This is a genomic window from Acinetobacter sp. 1294596, assembly GCF_000582925.1.
GTDB classification, from domain to species: domain Bacteria; phylum Pseudomonadota; class Gammaproteobacteria; order Pseudomonadales; family Moraxellaceae; genus Acinetobacter; species Acinetobacter radioresistens.
On record NZ_JFCC01000010.1, the window covers coordinates 62,369 to 80,636 of the forward strand.

Below are 18,268 nucleotides of genomic sequence, written 5' to 3' on the forward strand. Positions count from 1 at the left end.
TTACTTTCATTGAATTATTACAGCTATAAGTCACCAATTGTCTGTTTCATGTTCAGTTAATAACTATGCTGCAAAGATATTGCAATTTCATGAAAAAAATATAGGACCAATCAAGTAAAAGTAGCCGGCTATATCAGGAATAGCCACAATCCTTATAGGAAATGCTTAACATGCAAAGGCATAACTATATAAGTTGAATCTGTTACAATAGCGCCCATTTTACAGTTATCCGCATTGGGGGTCTCTTCATGTCTACGCTTGCCACCCTAAAAGAGCTTCTTGCCAAACGCATCCTGATTATTGACGGTGCGATGGGAACCATGATCCAGCGTCATAGGCTTGAGGAAGCAGATTATCGTGGTGAACGTTTTGCAGACTGGGCCCATGATCTGAAGGGCAATAATGACCTGCTGGTATTGACTCAGCCACAAATTATTCAGAGCATACATGAAGCTTATCTGGATGCTGGTGCAGATATTATCGAGACCAACAGTTTCAACGGTACCCGCGTTTCCATGTCAGATTACCATATGGAAGATCTGGTACGAGAAATTAATCGTGAAGCTGCACGGCTGGCCAAAGCAGCTTGTGAAAAATATTCAACCCCTGATAAACCGCGCTTTGTGGCCGGTGTACTTGGCCCTACTTCACGTACTTGTTCTATATCACCAGATGTTAATAACCCGGCGTTTCGTAATATTACTTTTGATGCCCTAAAAGAAAATTATATAGAGGCGACTCATGCCCTCATTGAAGGCGGTGCAGATATTATTCTGATTGAAACCGTGTTCGATACCCTGAACTGTAAGGCAGCTATTTTTGCGGTAAAGGAAGTCTTTAAAGAATTAGGTTATGAATTACCCTTAATGATTTCCGGCACGATCACAGATGCTTCCGGACGTACGCTGACCGGACAAACTGCTGAAGCCTTCTGGAATTCGGTGCGCCACGGCGATCTGCTTTCAATCGGCTTTAACTGTGCCTTGGGCGCAGACGCCATGCGCCCACATGTTAAAACAGTGGCTGATGTTGCTGATGTATTTGTTTCTGCTCATCCGAATGCCGGTTTGCCCAATGCTTTTGGCGGTTATGATGAAACACCGGAAGAAACTGCTGCATTTCTGAAAGAATTTGCAGAAAGTGGCTTAATCAATATTACTGGTGGCTGCTGTGGTACGACTCCGGACCATATACGAGCCATTTATAATGCTGTAAAAGATATCGCTCCCCGCCAGATTCCCCAGATTAAACCAGCCTGCCGACTGAGTGGTCTGGAGCCATTTAATATTTACGATGAATCACTATTTGTAAACGTAGGTGAACGAACCAACGTAACCGGTTCAAAGAAATTTGCACGTCTGATCCGTGAAGAGAATTATGCAGAAGCATTGGATGTTGCCCGTCAACAGGTCGAAGGCGGTGCCCAGATTATCGATATCAATATGGACGAAGGGATGCTTGATTCGCAAAATGCGATGGTGACATTCCTGAACCTGATTGCTTCTGAGCCTGATATTTCCCGTGTACCGATCATGATTGACTCATCAAAATGGGAAATTATCGAGGCAGGACTGAAATGTGTACAAGGTAAAGCCGTAGTAAACTCAATCTCGCTGAAAGAAGGTTATGATGAGTTTGTAGAGAAAGCACGTTTATGCCGTCAGTATGGTGCGGCTGTCATTGTTATGGCTTTTGATGAAAAAGGTCAGGCCGATACGGTTGAGCGCAAGAAAGAAATCTGTAAACGATCTTATGATGTGCTGGTCAATGAAGTTGGCTTTCCTTCTGAAGATATTATTTTTGACCCGAATGTCTTTGCGGTAGCGACAGGTATTGAAGAACACAACAACTATGGTGTGGACTTTATTGAAGCTACTGGGTGGATCAAGCAGAACCTGCCAAATGCCATGATCTCGGGCGGTATTTCTAACGTTTCTTTCTCGTTCCGCGGTAATGAGCCGGTACGTGAAGCAATCCATGCAGTTTTTCTTTATTACGCCATCAAGCAGGGCTTGACCATGGGAATTGTAAATGCCGGACAGCTGGCAATTTATGATGACATTCCGGCTGAGCTAAAAGACGCGGTTGAAGACGTAGTGATGAACCGCAATCAGGGAGAAAGCGGACAGGAAGCCACTGAAAAGTTACTGAGTATTGCTGAGAAATATCGTGGTCAGGGCGGAACCCAACGTGAAGCTGAAAATCTGGAATGGCGCAACGAACCGGTAGAAAAACGTCTTGAGTATGCGTTAGTGAAAGGTATTACTGCCTTTATTAATGAAGATACCGAAGAAGCACGGCTAAAGTCTGCCCGTCCGCTGGATGTTATTGAAGGCCCGCTTATGGCCGGAATGAATGTCGTAGGCGACCTGTTTGGTTCAGGCAAGATGTTCTTGCCACAGGTTGTAAAATCGGCTCGGGTTATGAAACAGGCTGTAGCCTGGCTTAACCCGTATATTGAAGCTGAAAAAACTGCTGGTGAAGCCAAAGGGAAAATCCTGATGGCAACAGTCAAAGGTGACGTACATGATATTGGCAAGAATATTGTCGGTGTAGTACTTGGCTGTAACGGTTATGACATTGTAGATTTAGGCGTAATGGTGCCGGCAGAGAAAATTCTGCAAACTGCAATTGATGAAAAAGTTGATATTATCGGGCTGTCCGGCCTGATTACGCCAAGTCTGGATGAAATGGTCTTTGTAGCTAAAGAGATGCAGCGTAAAGGCTTTAAAATTCCTTTAATGATTGGCGGGGCAACTACATCAAAAGCCCATACTGCTGTAAAAATTGATCCGCAATATTCAAATGATGCCGTCATTTATGTTGCCGATGCATCACGTGCGGTAGGGGTCGCCACTTCCCTGCTCTCGCCGGAAATGAAGCCTGCTTTTGTACAGGGTCACCGTGATGAATATGTTAAGGTACGCGAGCGCCTGGCGAACAAGCAGCCAAAAGCAGCTAAACTGTCTTATGCCGAGTCGGTTAAGCACGGTTTCAAGATCGCTCCGGGCTACGTACCACCACAACCAAATTTTATCGGTGTTCAAACCATTACCCAGTATCCGCTAGAAACACTGGTTGAGTATTTTGACTGGACTCCATTCTTTATTTCATGGAGCTTGGCAGGCAAATTCCCGAAAATTCTGGAAGATGAAGTAGTCGGTGAAGCAGCAACTGATTTGTATCAGCAGGCACAGATTATGCTCAAAGATATTATTGAGAATAAACGTTTTGATGCCCGGGCCGTATTTGGTTTATCCCCTGCTAAACGTACGGCTGCCGATACTGTCACGGTATACGATGAACAAGGTACTGCGACACATCATTTTGAGCATTTACGCCAGCAGTCAGACAAAGTTACCGGTAAGCCAAATTTATCTCTGGCAGATTTTATTGTCACCGAAGAGAACCAGGCGCAGGACTATCTGGGGGGTTTTACAGTTTCAATTTTTGGTGCTGAAGAACTTGCCAATCAATACAAAGTTAAAGGTGATGACTATAGTGCTATTCTGGTTCAGTCTTTGGGTGACCGTTTTGCCGAAGCTTTTGCCGAGCACCTGCATGAACGTATCCGTAAAGAGTTCTGGGGCTATCAGGCCAGTGAACAGCTAAGCAATGAGGAACTGATTAAAGAGAAATATATCGGTATTCGTCCGGCACCGGGTTACCCGGCCTGTCCTGAACATTCTGAAAAAGCGGTTCTATTCGACTGGCTGGGTTCTACTGACAAGATTGGTACACAGCTCACTTCCAGCTTTGCAATGTGGCCCCCTTCATCGGTGAGCGGCTTCTATTATGCTCATCCCGAATCTCAGTATTTCAATGTTGGTAAGATTTCTCTGGATCAGTTAGAAGATTATGCAAAACGTAAAGGCTGGACGCTGGATGAGGCCAAACGCTGGCTAGCACCAAATCTGGATGATTCAATTGTCTAAGTAAATATCCGGTTTAAAAAATCCCCTCTATTGAGGGGATTCTTATTTTAAACTCTTTTCTTGTACTAGCTTGCTTTAAACTTTACCAGCAGAGTTATATCATTCAAAATTAAAAATATTTTCAATATAAAATACAAGTACTTTTCATTTTTTCTTTCCGTATTTTAAAATACTTATAGAGTCAGATATTAGTCTTCAAATACTTTCGCTTGATTAATCAGTCTTAAAAATATAGTGCTGTCTTGAATCTGGTTTGCACTGAGTAAAGCCAGCTTGACCAGAAACAGCTCACGTTTTTCTGCATCCAGATGATCAATATTTTCTGCCAGATGATCATATACCTGTTCTAGGTCTTCAATCCGAATATTACTCATGCTGCTACTCCTTTTGTTAGCTGACAAAACTGCTCAAAAGTTTGGGTAATGGCAGAGTTCCTATAATGCAGCCAGCGGCCATGAATATGATGATCAGGACGTATCAGGTAAATTGAACCACTTTGTGCAAAAAAATGTTCTGCTGCAAGTTCTGCAGTGATTTTTAAAGTCATCTCTGCGTTATGTACTGTCTGGCCATCCAGCGCAAGTGCAATAATCTGCACAGGAATAGCACAGGCTTGTAATGCTTTAATTTCAGTATAAAGACCGGCAGGAAGTTCGCCCTGCTCTGTGAAAACCAGAACGTTGAACTTACCATCGATCCGGTCATACAAAAATGAACCATCTACAGTTTTAACATTAGGAATCAAGGCACCATTTTCAGTCATTTCCTTCATGCTGGCATTGTCATCATTTTGACTGTTCAAAGGTGAATAGCTATAGGCATGTGGCCGTGATGTACGCCAATGATAGAGTGGACGTACAAATTCGTGTTCTAGCGATAAAGACAGTACTGCGTTACGTAGCAAGCGGTAGCCTTGGGTGGGTGGTGCCATAAAGCGGGTAGATTTCCCGGCCTCAGCAATAATCTCCCGCACTGCTCCAACCCGGTCGAAGGTATAACTTTCTAAAAGCTCGCGGGATGCCCAGCCTTGAATTACACCGGCCAGTTTCCATGACAGATCTTTGGCATCCTGAAAGCCGGTATTGGCACCGCGCACGCCAAAAATTGGTAACAGATGCGCAGCATCACCAACAAATATAATGCGGTTATGCACATAATTGTCGAGTGTTAACGCACGTGCCGAATAGACTGTACTCCAGTCCATTTCCCACTGTAAATGTTCCTGTCCAATCATTTTAAGCTGGTCATTGACAGCCTTGCTCAGATTTTCCGGTTTAAGTGCTTCTTCCGGACTGATACTCGGATCAAGCTGATAGTCAAAACGCCAGATATGATCTGGTTCGCGGTGCATGAGAATGGTATTGCCCGGATTCCAGTCCGGTGAGAAAAAGGCCAAACGTTCGGTCGGATAGTCCAGCTTGATGCGAATATCCGCAATAACAAAGCAGCCTTCATAGCTGGCGCCTTGCATCCGCAGCTTCATCTGTTCGCGTAATGCAGAGCGTCCTCCATCGGCTGCCACCACCCAGCTACTTTCATGCTGATATTCACCTTCTGGAGTATGGATGGTTAAAGTGACTGTTTCATCATTCTGTTCATGTGCAATGACCTTATTACCCCAGCGAATCTCAATATTATCCTGCTCATGTATGGTCTCAAGCAAGTAACTTTCCAGCCAGTTCTGCTGCAGATTATTTAATGGCGCAAACTGATCATGTGGGCCAGATGGTGAAGCCATTCGAAAAACCACCTGTCCTTTATAAATAGAGTTGCCATGTGTCCACGGTAGGGCTTTTTGCATGATACGTTGGGCAGCGCCAGCAGACTGTAAGATTTCCATAGAGCGCCTGGTGTATACCAGTGCCCGGCTACCTTCAGATAACTGCTGTTCAGCAGACAGCAGAACGACCCGTATACCTTGTCTGGCTAGCAGTAATGCTGTTGCCATACCAATTGGTCCTGCTCCCACAATAGTCACTGTACCTGTTTGGGGCACAGTCTTTTGCGGACGATGAAAGTAGGGATAAACCTGATAAGGATAATAGAGTGACTTTCTTAGCTGCGTTTCGGGGAAATGCATATTTGACTCCTTGTCATGTTTTTTAACGCAGCATTGCTCAAACTGCGTGCTTTCTTCTAATAGTTTCTGCTTTTTATTCCTATAGCATTTTTATGCGATTTATAGCATCTTCAAGAACTCAATAAATTACGACAAACATAATTAAATTACTTTTACCGTAAAATATAATTTTTAGTATGCTAAGTTTTAGAGTAAAAATCAAATATTTTAAAAGTCAATCAGGGCTACTATGAAAATCTATAAAAATAGATATTTATCAAAAAATTAATATAATATTTTTTTAAATTTAAACAATCATAATCTGTTTTTATTGGTTGATTTTTCATTTATATAAAAGAGAAAATATTATAAGTATCATTCGATACCCGATATAAATAAATAAGTCTGTCGGGTCACATAATTTTCCATAAAACATACCTAAGATTCAGATTCCTTACTCATTCTCCTGTCCATCTTATATTGAACTGACCATTCTCATTTTAATTTCCAAAAATAATATGGCATTTTTAGAACTGAACGATCCGGTTTATCAGACAGTAAAATTGACCAGGCATAGAGTAGACATCTAGTACAAAAATTTATGGTTTAGATCAACAAAATATAAAAAGCCTCCCCTAGGAGGCTATATAGCTTGCTATTATTTATGCCAGATAAATGGTGACTGATTCTGTTCTGCCTCATGATCTGCACCTAGTGGCATGCCGGTACGGTCCTTGAGTAAACAGATGGCTATAAGGGCAAAACTTGCCATCATCATTAAGTAAACAGTTACCAATGTGGTCGAATTCGAAACACTGATGAGCCAGGCTGCAATCAGGGGTGCGAAAGCGCCGCCGATGATAGAACCAAGTGCATAAGTAATTGAGATTCCCGAGAAACGAATCGAGGCAGGGAATAATTCGGTATAAACAATTGCATTGATACCATGGGTAAAGCCAACGCCCATTGACAGCAAAAACAGGGCAATAGCAATACCAGAGTAGGTTGCTGTATCGACCAGAGGGAATACTACAAATGCCGCACCCAGCTGTAGTAATGCCCCTAGAATATACATTTTCTTGCGCCCAAACCGGTCAGACAGGCTGGCAGAAATCCAGGTAAATGCAGCCCATACAATCGCAGATAACGTTACGAGCGTTAAAATGGTCGAGCGTTCCAGTGCAATCGGTCCGGCCGGGTTCGTTGTATAGTTCTGGATGAAGCCCCCAGTCGTCATGTAACCCAGTGCGGTTGTTCCAGCACATAGTAGTGCCGCAAGCAGTACTGAAAGCTTATGATGCTTAAATAGGGTTTTAATCGGATGCGGATTGGCAGACTTACGCTGCTTGATTTCTTCAAATACTGGACTTTCACCAATAGAACGACGTATCCAGTGGCCAATCAGCAGTAGCAACAAGCTAAGCAGAAATGGAATGCGCCAGCCCCACTCAACAAAGGCATCCCCTGGTGAGACCCAAGCTGTCATAATCACTAATACCAGAGAAGCCAGCAATAGTCCGAATGGAATACCTAGCTGCGGAAATGAACCAAAACGCCCGCGCTTGTTTTCTGGTGCATGCTCAACAGCCATCAGGACCGCCCCGCCCCATTCTCCACCAGCTGAAATTCCTTGTAAAATCCGCAAGATGATCAGGATAATAGGAGCTGCAATACCGATTGTGGCATAGGTAGGCAGCAGACCGATCAATGCTGTAGCGCCACCCATCAATATAAGGGTAATTACCAGCATGGCACGACGCCCGAGTTTATCCCCATAGTGGCCAGCAATAAATGCACCTAAAGGACGAAATAAAAAGCTGATTCCAATAGAGGCAAATACTAGTAAATTAGCGACCACTGGACCGGCAGGTGCAAAGAATAGCTGGTTAAAGACCAGGCCTGCCACTGCTGCATAAATAAAATAGTCATACCACTCGATTGTGGTTCCAATAATAGTGGCATAGGCAACTTTTTTGTCAGCCTGTTTATGAACCTGTTGAGGTATAGCACTGACATCCGTCAGCGCTACAGATTTAATCTGATCCATTTTAGTTTTCCTTTTATCATTTTCCCTGGATTTGTTGTTATTACCATTTAAAGCTTGAGTTTGAGTTTTCCTTTTCCTCGTGAACAGCAACTGATTACTGATTTCATTCCGTCACGCTCGGCTCGGGTCAATACCTTGTCGCGATGATCAATTTCACCTTCTTCAACCGGAAGCTGGCAGCTTCCACATAAACCCTCGGTACAGTCAAAGCTGACATCAATTCCTTTGTCCAGCAAACAGTCCAATAAGGTCTGGTCCCGGGCTACTGTCAGTGTTAAACCGCTATCCAGTAGTTCAACTTCAAAGTCGGTATCATTTTCATATAAAAAGAGGTTCTTCCCTGAACCAAAATGCTCGACCGTGAGCTGAACCTGTGACAAGTCTTCGGTATAGTTGGTCAAGGTATCAAGTAATGCTTCCGGACCACAGGCGCATACCTGTGTACCGGCAGGCAACGCTGACAAGAGCTGTTGCAGATTTATCCGTTTACCTTCAGAAGAAATGTAGAGTTCGGCAGCACTACCATGTGCAGCAACTTCCTTAAGTAATGCCATACTAGCCCGCTGGCGTGAAAGATAAATTAGCCGGTAAGGGCGCCCCTGTTCACGTAAGCTGTTGGCCATGCTCAGAATAGGAGTAATACCTATCCCCCCCGCGATCAGCACATACTGGCTCGCCTGTAAATTTAATTTAAAAAAGTTTTTGGGTCCCTTAATGTAGATCTGTTCTCCTGCTTTTAAATACTGATGAATCCATTGTGAACCACCCCGGCTTTCTGGCTCTCTCTTTACAGCAATCGTATAAAATTGATCAGTCACTAAACCGCATAGAGAGTACTTACGGCTCAGGCCATTAGGCAATACCAGTTCAATATGTGAACCGGCACTCCAGCGTGGTAATTCTTCACCGTGTATAGCAGCCAGCTCAATACGTATAATATCTTCTGCTTCAGGATAAACTGCCTGAACACGTACCGGGCGGGTCATGGCTTTAAGATCAGGCGCTCCAATAGGAAAAGTGGTAATTTGTCTGGCAGTTTGTTCTGGCTGGGCATGCCACTCAGTCCACAAGGCCTCTGGTCCTCTGAACGAGGTATTGGCCAGATAGGTAAATTCCTGCTCGCAGAGTTTCAGGTCTGGTATACGGCGTGACAGTTCTTCAATGAAAATACACATTTCCATACGGCCGATATTCTTACCCATACACTGGTGTGCACCGTAACCGAATGTCAGATGTTCAATAGCATTATCACGATAAATATCCAGCTCATCGGCATTTTCAAAATGAAGTTCATCATGGTTAGCAGAAGCCGACACCAAAAACAATTTATCGCCTTTCTTAAACTTGACTCCACTGACTTCACTCTCGGTAGTGACCTGTCTGCGCCAAGCCACTACAGAACCTGAATGCCGTAAACACTCCTCGACTGCACCCGGAATCAGCTGCGGGTTATCACAGATTTTTTTCCACACTTTCCGGTCAGCTAAAAGTAGTTTTAATGCATTGGCAGAGGCTAGTGCGGTAGTTTCATGGGCGGCCACCATAATAGCCATCATCATTGAATGCAGATAATTGTCTGTCACCACCTCTGGCATTACACGATTTTTAGCAATCATGTCATACATCCAGCCTTTACCTTCTGGATTATTTTTCATTTTCTCCAGCACACGGCCAGAGTACTCCCAGAATTGTCCTACTCCCTCGGCAACCTCCAACTGCTGTTCTAATGTTGGTCTTCCCCAGGTATTAACGGTATGAGCAACTGCAAATTTACGTAGTTCCTGCATGTCATCTTCAGGTACGCCCAAAAAGTGTAACGCTACCATTAAGGGTATTTCCCAGAGCATTTCCTGTACCAGATCTGCCCGTCCCTTATAAATAAATCCGTCGACTTTCTTCCTGACCAGTTCTCTAACGAAATGTTGGTGCTCTTCCAGATTCTGTGGTGTAAAAGCATCCATTAAAGCACGACGCCGTTCCATGTGAACCGGTTCATCTTCATTTACCAGTGTACGGTTCATACCATAATTATATTTTTCAAGAATTTTTAATGCTTCAGGGCAAGAAGGCGTCAGTTTCTCGAGTGCATTACAGGCAGAAAAGGTAATAGGATCACGAAAAATTGCTTTGACATCTTCATAACGGGTCACAATCCAGTAACCCATCGCTTCAGAGAAAAAAATCGGGAGCTGTGCACGAAATTCCTTCAGAGCCAATGCAGGGTCTTGCTGATATGGCACTGCAAACATGTCAAAGTTTTTACCCTTCTGTTGTAACTCGGCATGAAAAGGGCATTGCCCATGCATAGGTACTTTTACGTTCATCCTGAACTTCCTGTTCTATTATCGTACATTATGTTCTAATATAGTAAAAGAATAAATAATGAGCAGACATGTTGTCAATTGGCTAAAATGTCTTTTTGCAATTGTTTACTATTTAAGACAGACCCAAATCCGGGTTGACCAAGCGGAGTAGAAAAAGAATTGGAGACCTTACAGACGCTGGAACGGGGCATTCATGCATTAGAACTGATTGCCAGACATCAAGGCCAGTTGACCGTAGCGCAGCTGGCTGAACTATTAGAGATTAACCGGACTATTGCCTACCGTATTACCCGGACCTTAACTCATTTAGGTTATATTAAAACCAATGAAAATCTGGGGCTGGAGCTCAGCAGCAAGATCCAGGATTTATATCACTGCTATGAAATGACGATTCCCTCTAATAGCCAGCAGATTCTGAATAGTCTGTCTAATCGGACTCAAGCCAGCGCTTCGCTAGTAATTGCTGAAGGATCAGACTGTGTAGTAGTTAAAACTGCATCGACTGGTTCCTCTTATTTACGTATTAATTATCAGCTGGGTTCACGGCATCCGATTGGTACAGCTGCAGCTGGTATTGCAATTGCTACCACCTATCCGTCTCAACCGGAGGAAAAAGAAGAAATCAAGCTAGCCCGCCAGCTTGGTTATGGTTATTCTGAAGGTCGGCTGCAATCTGGAGCCGTAGGCCTGTTCATGCCAATTCCAGAGCGGCATATGGCGATTGGAATTGTCAGTATTGGGGAAGTTAATAAAGAAGCCGTTTTAGAGGCCTTAAATGATGCGGTATGGGCTTTAAACTAAGCCCCTCCTGTTCAGGCATAGTATTATCTTTATTTATTTTACCCAGAAGCTGGCTTAAAGAATATTTTAATAATCTTTGTTAGCAGGCTAAAGTTAAAAATAAAGATGCTATGCTCACAGTGTTCGACTTAATAGAAAAGTAAACTAAAATTACTCTTGGCCCATGGAGCTGGCATATAAAATTTTGTTAACAATGCTTTAAAAAAGATTGATTAATCATCTAATTAACATTTTATTACAGTCAGTTAAATTTAATATATTTTTATGGAATTCAATGCATGGAAGCACATTCAGGTTTAAGTGCACAGGATAAACGTGCCCTTGGATTATCATCTTTGGGGGGCGCACTCGAATTTTATGATTTTGTCATTTATGTTTTTTACGCCAAAATTATTTCAGAGCTATTCTTTCCAAGTGGCCTGAGTCCTTTTTGGGCTATGCTGAATACTTATGGAATTTTTGCAGCCGGTTATTTTTTCAGGCCCTTAGGGGGCGTGGTTATGGCTCATTTTGGCGATCTGGTAGGACGCAAACGTCTCTTTAGTTTATCTATCTTGCTGATGGCATTGCCAACTTTAGTCATTGGCCTGATGCCTACTTTTGAAAGTATTGGCTATGCTGCCCCTTTATTATTACTTCTAATGCGGGTAGTACAAGGTATTGCAATTGGTGGAGAAATACCGGCTGCCTGGACTTTTGTATCAGAACATGTGCCCGAGAAAAAGATTGGCTTTGCTAATGGCCTGTTAACTGCCGGACTTTCACTGGGAATTCTACTTGGTGCCCTGATGTCACTATTTATCTCCCTTAAATTTAGTGAAACGCAGATTCATGACTGGGCATGGCGCATTCCATTTATTATTGGTGGTGTATTTGGACTGGTTGCTTTATATCTGCGGTCTTACTTGAAAGAGACACCCGTTTTTAAAGCCATGCAGGCACGTAAAGAATTGTCTAAAGAGTTACCGGTCAAGCAGGTACTCGCTCGCCACAAAACAGCAGTTGTTATTGGCATGATGTTTACCTGGTTTTTAACTGGTTGTGTAGTGGTACTGATTTTAGCAATGCCTAACTTGCTTACCGGCGCTTTCGGTATTGAACGCTCAGATGCCTTTACCATGCAAAGTGCTGCTATTGTCATGCAGATGGCAGGCTGTATTCTGGCGGGACTTTTGGCTGACCGTTTTGGTGCCGGAAAAGTTATTCTGATCGGTTCATTCTGCGTCGCTGCGATTGCAGGAATTTTTTATACCAGTCTGGGGCATGTGTCACAGTCAACCATTTTTATATTGTATATGCTGCTCGGGCTGTTCTCAGGTACGGTCGGTATGGTGTCTTACAGCATGGTCAGAATGTTCCCTGCCCAGATTCGTTTTTCGGGAATTTCATTTTCTTATAATGTCGCTTATGCAATTGCGGGTGGTCTGACCCTACCATTGGTACAGTGGCTGAGCCTCTACAGTAAAATTGGTGCAATGTACTATATTTGGGTGGTATGTCTGGTGGCATTTTTTACTGCAATAATTTACAGATCAAAATTTGAATAAGTCTGTTGTCCCTCATTCTTTTTAAGTTAAATGAATGAGGGACAAGCACCTCCTAGGCCTGCAAGTTCTTTCTGAGCTCATCTTCTACAATTTCTATTTCGATATCGCTAAACTTGCGGATTTCACCTTCAGCATGTTTCTCCAGCATTCCACCGATTAATGGCACTTTTACTTTGACCTGCCAGTCCAATTTTATATGAATCTGCTGGTCATCACCAGTTACACTACGGTCACAACTTGCCTCCAGTGGCAGGGTGGCGCCAAGTACCACTGTCGAGGTTAGTGCTTCAAGATTAGTAATATCTGTACGTCTCAGACGAAAAGCATCTTTTAATAATTTTTTGGCAATGTCAGGAATATTGACATCCAGATTATAAGCACGTTTGAGTGTATAAACCCCCTGATCAATCCTGGATTCCAGAATTTCCAGCTTATCCCCTGGAATACGTCTACAGACTTTTTCATGCAGTGAAGTATCGGCACTCAGCCGTTTAAAATCACTCAGAGAAACACCTGGAATAGTGGCATAAACAGTAAAACGATGTGCCATGATTTAATCCTTTCTTTTTTATTGTAGACTCTGTCGCAAAGTGATCCATTCAAATTGCGCTGTTAAACCCTTTTAATTATTAAACAGGGTTAAAACATTATAATGGTTCAATTAAATCCTGATTCTTCAGATCTGTCATTGACTTTAATAATACTGATCTTTCCGACTGATGCCAGAACATACTGTATTTTGTCCGGTACAGGTCATATTTAAAGTATATTGCCGATATTCAATTATGGCATAAAATTCTTCGGCTCCATCGTCAAGCCCGCTTGCAGACCAGACCGTACCTTTAGGAAACTCTACCAGCCATACTGCCTTGTAAAAATCAGAAATTGAATCAAATTGCAGATAACGCTCAGGCTCAGTTATGATTTTCTCTGCAACCCGAAAAAATTGCTGTTCCTGAGTTTGAATAAAATCAATCAACATATTACTTCTACTTACGATATTAAATGAATCTGGTACTCATTATATAAACCTTCTTTAAGCTAGACTGCATAATTGTGCTGTTAAAATGATTTAACAGGTGAAGTTTAAAAAGAAATTATGTAATATTATAACAACTTAATGCCTCTTTGCGGTAAGCCATGAAAAAAGCACTTCTGACCTCTTTTGTTGCAGCAAGTATTTCTTTTGGCTGTTCCAACCAGACGACTGAACCTGAACAGAAGACCTCTGCGGTTAAAACCGACCAAGGCCAGACAAGCGATCCCAAACTGCAAGCCTGGGTTGGGAAATATGAAGGAATAATCCCCTGCGCTACTTGTATTTCACGTTGTGAAGGCTGTGACAGTATGGGCGTAGACCTTGAACTGCATCCTGATATGAGTTTTAAACTGGTGCGCACTAGCTATAGCATTCAAAGTGCTGCCGAGGTCTACACCGGACATTTTGAATTTTTAGATGGTGATAAACTTAAAATTCAGCTAAATGAAGTAAAAGACCGTAATATTCTGGTATTGGGTGCAGATTATACCGAAATTATAGATACTAAATCCGGCCAGCCCTATGCAGCTTATCCAGATTTTCAGCTGGAAAAGATTAGCAGCTAGACAAGAGTTTAACAGTCAAACAGTACTTAGCTGGCTTGTAGCTGTTTTTGTTCAATCTGTTTCCATTGCCACCAGCCAAATAAAGCCAGCCCGACAAATCCTGCATATAAACCTGCTGTCAGCAGCAAATCTTTATAGATAAACATTCCAACATAAATAATATCAATCCATACCCAGAGCATCCAGGTAGCAATATATCTACGACTGGTCCAGTATGTAGCAAGCAAACTAAAAGCAGCCAGCTGCGCATCTAGCAATGGAACAGCAGCATCTGTCCAGTATTTTAAAGTCAGTCCGAGTAGCAGCCCTAAAACTGCTGAGAGTAAAAGCTGTAATATTACTAGCTGCCTGGCAATAGAAATGATCTTGATTTCATGACTCTGCTGATGATCTGTCCACCAATGGTACAAACCATAAAAATTCATAATTATAAATATTCCCTGTAAAAGGGTTTCTCCGTACAGTTTAAATTCAAAAAACAGGTAAGCATATAAGGCACATGCCACAATATTAAAGCCCCAACAGAGTATATTTCGCTGAATGGTAAGAGCTACTCCCATCACACTCATCAGAACAGCAAAGATTTCTAAGGGGGTCATGGTATTTTTCCTATAGGAAAAGGACTATTTTTATTTAACACGGTAAAATCCGCAAATCATCTGTTTAAGCACAACCAAATAAAAAGCCCGCTACCGGGCTTTTTAAAAGCTCTTAAAGACCGCAGTTATTCATCACGGGTTTTCACATCAAATAATTCAATTTCGAATATCAGGTTCGAATTAGCCGGAATAATTTTGCCCATTTTTCGCTCTCCATAGGCTAAATGTGCGGGAACCAGCAATTTACGTTTTCCACCTACCTTCATACCCATAATACCTTGGTCCCAGCCTTTAATGACCCGGCCCGTACCAATCACACATTCAAAGTAATTACCACGATCAATTGATGAGTCAAATTTTGTTCCGTCTTCCAGCCAGCCAGTATAATGGGTGGTAATCAGTGCGCCTTTTACTGCTTCCTTACCAGAGCCCACTTTCAAATCTATAATTTCCAGTTCATTGGACATTTAATACACTCTAAATCGTCATATTGCATTTATTATAACTGAAACTTGGTCAGTCTTTTTCCGAGTTCATGCTTTTTGAAGACAAGTTGGAATTCAGAATATTTTGAAAGGCTAGAATTTTATCTAGAAACTTAAACGTTTAATTCGCGGGTCCTGACTCAGTTCTTCAACCAATAAATCATGTCGCTGGCGTTTACCACTTATATTCCAGTGCAAAATAATTTCATCGGACTTTAGAACCTGCAATACATGCTTGGCCTTCAAGCCATACTGCTTAAAGAGTTGCTCATAATAATGTGATAATCCCTGCTCATAATGACAAATCATTTTATAGTCACGGATTAAATTGAATTCTTCTACCAGTTTTTCAAGGTAGGTTAACAGGCTTAAGATCACTAGTACCAGTATGGTGCCATACAGGCCTAAAGCAATATAGCCTGCGCCAATTGCCATGCCTAAAGCCGCGACCATCCAGATAGTGGTCGCGGTAGTAATACCCGAAATACGGTTTTCATCTTTAAAAATAACGCCAGCACAGAGAAAACCCAGTCCAGTCAAAATATTTGCAGCAATACGGTCATCACTAACCTCCCCAATTTGCCGAGACAATATGGTAAACAGGCAGGAAGCCATACTGACCATAATCATGGTACGTAGGCCGGCGGTCTTATTTTTATATTCCCGTTCCAGCCCGATGACTGCGCCTATTGCTGCGGCACATAACAAATAATAGAGTTCACTGTCCATAGCGCGAAGAATCTTGCTTTTATATTAAACATGATCTAAACAACAGGCCCTGAATGAGGCAAGTCTTTTTAATAAATTTCCATCATGAATAAAACACTTCTATTACTTGAGTTGTTGCCACTCAATTACAGCTTGTGCATGGTTACCAATTAAGGTCCATTCACCATCCATTACATTGAGCTGTAGTTGCATGGTTCGTTCACACAAGGCTTGTAACGCCTCAGTAGATGCCTCAGAAATCTGCCATACTTCGACATTATCCAAAGTTTTTATCTTGCTGTTCTTTTTCCACCAATCCGATACCTGGCTGCCATAGGCTATAATGGCGACCTGCTTGCAGCGTGAACTGGCTTTTTTAACTTTATCTTCATCCGGACAGCCCACCTCAATCCATTTTTCCAATTGCCCCGTTAAGTCCTTTTGCCACAAGGCTGGCTCATTGGTCTCAAACAGGTCTTTGGTAAACTCAAGCTGCTCATCAGCAAACCGAGCAAAAGCAGCAATACGTACCATCAAGCGTTCAATGGTTTCAGATGGATGTAAAGCCAGAGTCAGCTGATGGTCACTGTACTGGTGTGTATCCATATTGGCAATATTCAGGTCTGCCTTATATATTGTTGCTTTTAACGCCATAACGGTATCTTCATCATAAAAGTATAAATGGCGCCAAGCATAGCAAAAAAATAGGTCTATTTATTTTAAGTAATGGCCATCTCAAGGAAAATTTTAAATCTGGCTATTTTCCTCGGCTATATTTAACTGTGCAGCCAAAAGGCTCATCTCAAAATTTTCCCAATTACGATTTTCAGCTGTAATTATCTCTATCCGGTTATCTATCCCTTCTTCACCTGACTTGTAATTCAGCTGTTGCGGATTGAAGTTAAAATAGATCCAGCCCTGATCAGTATTAAAGATCCCTTTGATTCTCAGCCAGTTTTCGGTTGTACAAAACAGATCCAGCAAAGCATAAAAATCAAATTGCCAGCGCTTAGGTAATTTCCAGCCCGCTACACTATAACCTTGTGCAGTTTCTACATAATGATAAGGTAACTTTTTAATTGGTTCTTCACTCAGCGAAGCTGTTTGTAAACGCTGTACTTTAAGCAAGGGCTGTAACTTGCGATCTATACCCTGATACAGCAAATCAATTTCTGCCAGATCAAGCTGCCCCTGTTCGGCCATTATCCAGTCTTGGCCATAGGCCGCATATTCCTTTTTGAGCTGTTCTAAAGCCTCACCATCAGCAAAACTCATCAGATCACCATGTGAAACCACTATAATTTGTGCAGCTTTAAGCTGATCCTGATAAAGGTTTTGGCTTACCCACTCCTGTTCGTGTAAACGTGAACCATCCAGCACTGTCACCAGAGCACGAACGGCAAGCGTCTGTTGCCAATGAGGCTCAGTAAGCTGTTCAAGTAACTGGGCCGGATGTCCAAGCCCGGTAGGTTCAATAAATAGCCGGTCTGGCTTGGTTTCAGATAACAGTCTTGAAAGAGCAATCTGCATAGGAAGCTGGCTGCTACAGCATAAACACCCTCCCAGCAGCTCCTTTATTGCGTACCCCTGCTGCTGAGGTAACAGTTGTTGGTCAACTCCGATCTGACCAAATTCGTTCATTAAAATAGCCCAGGTTTCATGCTTTGGTTTCTGCCTCAACAGATGTTGTAACAGTGTGGTTTTTCCTGCACCTAGAAAACCGGAAATAATGTGGGTTGGTATTGCGGCTGGTGTCTGAATCAACTTCACGAAAATTACTCTGCTTAATGAAAATAGTAGACAAGGGATCTCAATTTTATACTGGTGACCTATTCATGCCATAGGTTTAGTTTTTACTTGGACTTGCATTGAAATCTGAACATAAAAAAATTATTCAGGCTTAATCTTACTCTTATAAAGCTTGCGAAATCTTTTTAATTTAAGTTTTTACTTTTTAACTACTCTCCGCCATGTATCTATTCAAATAACCCTCTTTCAAATTTATTTTTCTTTACTATATACAGATGGAAAAATAATTTTCAAAAACACCGTACTGCTGTTTTAAAAATTCTGAACCATTCTATAGCTGTGTTTTGTTGACCAGATTTATGTGATTTTAAGAGTTTTAGGCTCATATTAAATATAAATGATGAACATA

Annotated in this window: 15 protein-coding genes; 4 read left to right on the top strand and 11 right to left on the bottom strand. The window is 42.2% G+C overall.

The window, feature by feature from the left end:
- Positions 1–248: 248 nt before the first annotated feature.
- On the top strand, positions 249–3,935 hold the full coding sequence (gene metH, locus J502_RS06140) for a methionine synthase (RefSeq protein ID WP_034683405.1): 3,687 nt from the start codon (positions 249–251) through the stop codon (positions 3,933–3,935).
- Positions 3,936–4,123: 188 nt separating this feature from the next.
- Here the strand turns inward: metH and J502_RS06145 are convergent, their stop codons facing one another.
- The 4 genes from J502_RS06145 to J502_RS06160 form a co-directional block, all read right to left on the bottom strand.
- Positions 4,124–4,309, bottom strand: coding sequence for a hypothetical protein (locus J502_RS06145; RefSeq protein WP_005406761.1), 186 nt, complete (start codon positions 4,307–4,309; stop codon positions 4,124–4,126).
- Positions 4,306–6,015, bottom strand: a complete 1,710-nt coding sequence (locus J502_RS06150) for an FAD-dependent monooxygenase (RefSeq protein ID WP_034683407.1) — start codon at positions 6,013–6,015, stop codon at positions 4,306–4,308. The genes J502_RS06145 and J502_RS06150 overlap by 4 nt, the downstream gene beginning before the upstream one ends.
- Positions 6,016–6,652: 637 nt before the next feature.
- On the bottom strand, positions 6,653–8,041 hold the full coding sequence (locus J502_RS06155) for an MFS transporter (RefSeq protein ID WP_034683409.1): 1,389 nt from the start codon (positions 8,039–8,041) through the stop codon (positions 6,653–6,655).
- 47 nt (positions 8,042–8,088) lie between these two features.
- The gene (locus J502_RS06160) at positions 8,089–10,365 is read right to left on the bottom strand and encodes a cytochrome P450/oxidoreductase (RefSeq protein ID WP_005027334.1); all 2,277 of its coding nucleotides are present in this window, start codon (positions 10,363–10,365) and stop codon (positions 8,089–8,091) included.
- A gap of 159 nt (positions 10,366–10,524) precedes the next feature.
- Here J502_RS06160 and J502_RS06165 point away from each other — a divergent pair, with 159 nt between their 5' ends.
- The gene (locus J502_RS06165) at positions 10,525–11,166 is read left to right on the top strand and encodes a helix-turn-helix domain-containing protein (protein ID WP_005406780.1); all 642 of its coding nucleotides are present in this window, start codon (positions 10,525–10,527) and stop codon (positions 11,164–11,166) included.
- Positions 11,167–11,444: 278 nt separating this feature from the next.
- Positions 11,445–12,713 (top strand): MFS transporter, encoded by a 1,269-nt coding sequence (locus J502_RS06170; RefSeq protein ID WP_005406831.1) that lies wholly within the window; start codon positions 11,445–11,447, stop codon positions 12,711–12,713.
- Between the two features lie 52 nt (positions 12,714–12,765).
- Here the strand turns inward: J502_RS06170 and J502_RS06175 are convergent, their stop codons facing one another.
- The gene (locus J502_RS06175; protein ID WP_034683410.1) at positions 12,766–13,263 is read right to left on the bottom strand and encodes a DUF2505 family protein; all 498 of its coding nucleotides are present in this window, start codon (positions 13,261–13,263) and stop codon (positions 12,766–12,768) included.
- A gap of 144 nt (positions 13,264–13,407) precedes the next feature.
- Positions 13,408–13,695: a hypothetical protein gene (locus tag J502_RS06180; protein WP_005406744.1), complete on the bottom strand. Its 288-nt coding sequence runs from the start codon at positions 13,693–13,695 to the stop codon at positions 13,408–13,410.
- A 158-nt stretch (positions 13,696–13,853) separates the two neighbouring features.
- Between J502_RS06180 and J502_RS06185 the strand changes: the two genes are divergently transcribed.
- Positions 13,854–14,318 (top strand): copper resistance protein NlpE N-terminal domain-containing protein, encoded by a 465-nt coding sequence (locus tag J502_RS06185; RefSeq protein ID WP_005406759.1) that lies wholly within the window; start codon positions 13,854–13,856, stop codon positions 14,316–14,318.
- A 26-nt stretch (positions 14,319–14,344) separates the two neighbouring features.
- Here the strand turns inward: J502_RS06185 and pnuC are convergent, their stop codons facing one another.
- The 5 genes from pnuC to J502_RS06210 all read right to left on the bottom strand — a co-directional run bounded on the left by pnuC (position 14,345) and on the right by J502_RS06210 (position 17,880).
- Positions 14,345–14,917 carry a nicotinamide riboside transporter PnuC gene (gene pnuC, locus J502_RS06190; protein ID WP_005406732.1) on the bottom strand — a complete coding sequence of 191 codons (573 nt, stop codon included), beginning with the start codon at positions 14,915–14,917 and terminating at the stop codon, positions 14,345–14,347.
- Between the two features lie 125 nt (positions 14,918–15,042).
- Complete coding sequence (locus tag J502_RS06195) at positions 15,043–15,384, bottom strand: FKBP-type peptidyl-prolyl cis-trans isomerase (protein WP_005019015.1); 342 nt, start codon at positions 15,382–15,384, stop codon at positions 15,043–15,045.
- 123 nt (positions 15,385–15,507) lie between these two features.
- Positions 15,508–16,131: an MgtC/SapB family protein gene (locus J502_RS06200; RefSeq protein ID WP_005406807.1), complete on the bottom strand. Its 624-nt coding sequence runs from the start codon at positions 16,129–16,131 to the stop codon at positions 15,508–15,510.
- 102 nt (positions 16,132–16,233) lie between these two features.
- Positions 16,234–16,764: a YaeQ family protein gene (locus tag J502_RS06205; protein ID WP_005019006.1), complete on the bottom strand. Its 531-nt coding sequence runs from the start codon at positions 16,762–16,764 to the stop codon at positions 16,234–16,236.
- Between the two features lie 93 nt (positions 16,765–16,857).
- Positions 16,858–17,880, bottom strand: a complete 1,023-nt coding sequence (locus J502_RS06210) for a CobW family GTP-binding protein (RefSeq protein ID WP_034683412.1) — start codon at positions 17,878–17,880, stop codon at positions 16,858–16,860.
- Positions 17,881–18,268: the final 388 nt, after the last annotated feature.